General features: G+C 65.0%; 4 protein-coding genes. 2 read left to right on the forward strand and 2 right to left on the reverse strand.

Annotated features, from left to right (window positions below):
* The first annotated feature begins 70 nt into the window (after window positions 1-70).
* Entirely contained in the window at window positions 71-1,171 is a 1,101-nt protein-coding gene (gene ychF, locus Q0R27_RS11675) for a redox-regulated ATPase YchF (protein WP_293944960.1), read from the forward strand.
* A gap of 86 nt (window positions 1,172-1,257) precedes the next feature.
* Here ychF and Q0R27_RS11680 read toward each other — a convergent pair whose 3' ends face one another.
* Together Q0R27_RS11680 and Q0R27_RS11685 are read right to left on the reverse strand one after the other, a co-directional pair.
* On the reverse strand, window positions 1,258-2,532 hold the full coding sequence (locus Q0R27_RS11680) for a M20/M25/M40 family metallo-hydrolase (protein WP_293944962.1): 1,275 nt from the start codon (window positions 2,530-2,532) through the stop codon (window positions 1,258-1,260).
* Window positions 2,533-2,558: 26 nt separating this feature from the next.
* Window positions 2,559-2,852 carry a hypothetical protein gene (locus Q0R27_RS11685; protein WP_293944964.1) on the reverse strand — a complete coding sequence of 98 codons (294 nt, stop codon included), beginning with the start codon at window positions 2,850-2,852 and terminating at the stop codon, window positions 2,559-2,561.
* 93 nt (window positions 2,853-2,945) lie between these two features.
* Here Q0R27_RS11685 and Q0R27_RS11690 point away from each other — a divergent pair, with 93 nt between their 5' ends.
* Window positions 2,946-3,392 carry a MaoC family dehydratase gene (locus Q0R27_RS11690; RefSeq protein WP_293944966.1) on the forward strand — a complete coding sequence of 149 codons (447 nt, stop codon included), beginning with the start codon at window positions 2,946-2,948 and terminating at the stop codon, window positions 3,390-3,392.
* Window positions 3,393-3,585 lie beyond the last annotated feature (193 nt).

The following is a 3,585-nucleotide window of genomic DNA, read 5'->3' on the forward strand; positions in this document are numbered from 1 at the left end:
AGCATCAGCTTCAATTTCGCCTGAGCCCCGTGTAGGGCCGCGCCAACTCCTTCTTACCTGAAAGCGAACCATGGGCTTCAAATGCGGCATCGTCGGCCTGCCCAACGTCGGCAAGTCGACCCTCTTCAACGCGCTGACCGAAACGCAGGCGGCGCAGGCGGCCAACTATCCCTTCTGCACGATCGAGCCCAACGTGGGCCAAGTGTCGGTTCCCGACCCGCGCCTCGACACGCTTGCCCGCATCGCCAAGTCGGCCAAGATCATCCCCACGCAGCTCGGCTTCGTCGACATCGCCGGCCTGGTGAAGGGCGCCAGTCAGGGCGAAGGCCTTGGCAACCAGTTCCTCGGCAACATCCGCGAAGTCGACGCGATCGTCCACGTCCTGCGCTGCTTCGAGAATGACGACATCCAGCATGTCGCGAACAAGGTCGACCCGATCGCCGACGCCGAAGTGGTCGAGACCGAGCTTCTCCTCTCGGACCTCGAGAGCCTCGAAAAGCGTGTCCCCAACCTCGTCAAGAAAGGCCAGCAAGGCGACAAGGAAGCGAAGATCGCCGCCAGCGTCCTGGGCCAGGCGCTCGAGCTGCTGCGCGAAGGCAAGCCCGCCCGCCTCACCGTCCCCCGGGACGAGGAGGAAGAGCGCGCCTTCGCCCAGGCCCAGCTGATCACCGCCAAGCCCGTGCTTTACGTCTGCAACGTCAACGAGGACGAGGCCGCCTCGGGCAACGCCCTGTCCGCAGCGGTGTTCGCCAAGGCCAAGGCCGAGGGCGCCAACGCGGTCGTCGTCTCGGCCGCGATCGAGTCCGATCTCGTCACGATGGAAATGGACGAGCGGCTCGTCTTCCTCGAGGAAATGGGGCTCCACGAGACCGGCCTCGCCCGCGTCATCCGCTCGGGCTACGACCTGCTCCACCTGCTGACCTTCTTCACCGTTGGCCCCAAGGAAGCCCGCGCCTGGACGCTCGAAAAGGGCCGCAAGGCTCCCCAGGCCGCGGGCGAGATCCACTCCGACTTCGAACGTGGCTTCATCCGCGCCGAGACCATCGCCTTCGACGACTATGTCGCGCTGAGCGGCGAGGCCGGCGCGCGCGACGCCGGAAAGCTGCGTCAGGAAGGCAAGGAATATGTCGTCAAGGACGGCGACGTCCTCCACTTCAAGTTCAACGTCTGATCGTCCCCCCTCCCGCCACAGCGGAAGGGGAAGAGCGCGAAGCGCGAAGGGGTGGGGAGCGCCGCACTAGCGTTCGCTGGCTGGCCTCACTCGTTGGGATCGGCCACCTTGAACGGATCGGTCACCACCGGCTGGCTCGGCAGCGGAGGGCGCGGCAATTCCTTGTCGCTGTTCGCCGCCGCCCACAGCACGCCGGCCAGCACCACCGCCGCCTGGCGCAAGTCGTCGGGCCGCATATGGTCGAGCGTATCGAGGTTCGAATGGTGCACCCGGCTCTCATAGTCGAGCGGATCCTGGATGAACTGGAACCCCTGGAGCCCGATGGACTGGAGAAACACATGGTCGGTCCCGCCGGTCTTGCTGGCGACGACGCTCCCCGCACCCATCGACGCGAACGGTGACAGCCATTCCTTGAGGATCGGCGCGGCGGCGCTGTTCTGCTCGGCATACAGCCCGCGCAGCTTGCCCGAGCCATTGTCGATGTTGAAATAGGCCTTGAGCTCGTCATAGCCGGGCTTTCTGGTGATCGGGTAGGCGGTGGGCCAGACGGCATAGGCGTCGATCCCGTTCAGCCCCGCCGGCACCGCGCGCGACGCCAGATGCTGCTCTATATAGGCGCGGCTACCGAGCAGGCCCTGTTCCTCGCCCTCCCACAGCGCGAAGCGGATGGTGCGCTTGGGCGACACGCCAAGGCCGCGCAGGATCCGCGCCGCTTCCAACACGACGACGCTGCCCGCGCCATTGTCGTTTGCCCCGTCGCCCGCGATCCAGCTGTCGAAATGGCCCCCGGCCATGACATAGCCCGCCTTCGCATCGCGGCCGGGGATGTCGGCGACGATATTGTGCGCGTTGCGGTCGCTGTCGTCATAACGGGCATTGCTGGTGAGTTCGACCACCGGCGCCGGTCCGGTCTTCGCAAGCCGCACCAGCAAGCGATAATCCTCCGCCGCCATCTCGAACCCCGGCAGGCTGGGCGAGGCGCCGACGAGGTAATCATAGCCCTCGCCCTGGACCAGCCCATTGTCGCGATAGCTGCGCTTGACATAGCCGAGCGCGCCCTCGGCCTTGAGGAAGGCGTCAAGCTTGAGGCTGAACCCGCGCCGCTTGGCCCGCAGCGCGGCGGCGTCGGGGTCGAACTGCGGCGCGTCATATTTGTCGAGATCGTGGATATCGCCATCCGAGTAGCGCTTGAACGCAGCCTCCTTGGGCTCGTCGGTCGATCCGGGCAGGCTGACCAGCACGATCTTGCCGGCAAGCTTGCCGTGCCATTCGGCAAAATTCTCTGGCTTGGACATCGGCGCGATCACCACTGCCGCGCTGATCGCGCCGTTGGTCGGAGCAGTCCACGCGATCGGGATCACCGTCAGAGGCCGCGACCGCGGCTCGACTAGCCGCGCCGAACGACCAGCTCCCACCCGCGGCCGAAATCGAATGCTTCCTTGTGGACGTTGGCGAGGCCATATCCGCTGAACTTGCCCATCGCCCAGGTCTCGGCGCGGCGCAGGCTCGGCGAATTGGTCAGCCGTCCGCCAATCCCGTCCATCAACTGCGAGGCGTTGATCATGACCTGCGACCGGTTCATCCCCTCGTCGATGATCCGCGCTGTTTCGGACGTGTCGGCGAAGGCCGCGCTCCCTGCCAGCATCATCGCCGCGCCGCTCGCGTATACCCAAGCCTTCATGATTTGCCCCCAAATGGAAAAGCGCAGTCGAGCAACGCTCGAACCCAATAACAAGCCTTGCTTCGACCAACGACGGACGGCATCGCTCGACGAATGATTTATTTCGAAGATCTTGAGATCGGCGTCGAGCGCGAGTTCGGCCATTACGACGTCACCCGCGAGGAAGTACTGGAGTTCGCGCGTAAATATGACCCGCAGCCGTTTCATCTATCCGACGAGGAAGCCGCCAAGACCCATTTCGGGCGGATTGCGGCAAGCGGCTGGCACACCACCGCGATGACCATGGCGGTGCTCGTCGCGCATATGAACGACGAACCGAAGGCCGGACTCGGCTCGCCCGGGGTCGATGAATTGCGCTGGCTCAGACCCGTCTATCCCGGCGACCGAATCACGGTGCGCGGGACCGTCCTCGACAAGACCCCATCGCGCTCGAAGCCCGACCTCGGCAGCTTCCGCACCCAGACTAGCGTCACCAACCAGGACGGCGTCGAAGTCCTCCGCTTCATCTCGATCGCACTGATCAGGCGCCGCCCGGCCTGACGAAAAACGGCCCCCCTTCCGCTTGGAAAGGAGGGCCGTATTTCGTGTTCGAGGACTGTGGTTTAGTGCGCCGCGTCCGGTTTCGGTGCCACCTTGCGCTTCGCCTCGGCCCAGATGTTCTGGTAGCTCAAGTAAGCGAGGATCGTCGCGATGAGCAGGAAGATGAGCACCGTGATCCCGGTCGCATGGCGCG

Source organism: Sphingomonas sp. (assembly GCF_025362505.1).
Classification (GTDB): domain Bacteria; phylum Pseudomonadota; class Alphaproteobacteria; order Sphingomonadales; family Sphingomonadaceae; genus Sphingomicrobium.

Bases quoted from the DNA above. Each gene is read 5' to 3' on its own strand.
- Q0R27_RS11685 (WP_293944964.1), bottom strand. From the start codon at position 2,852: ATGAAGGCTTGGGTATACGCGAGCGGCGCGGCGATGATGCTGGCAGGG.
- Q0R27_RS11690 (WP_293944966.1), top strand. From the start codon at position 2,946: ATGATTTATTTCGAAGATCTTGAGATCGGCGTCGAGCGCGAGTTCGGC.
- ychF (WP_293944960.1), top strand. From the start codon at position 71: ATGGGCTTCAAATGCGGCATCGTCGGCCTGCCCAACGTCGGCAAGTCG.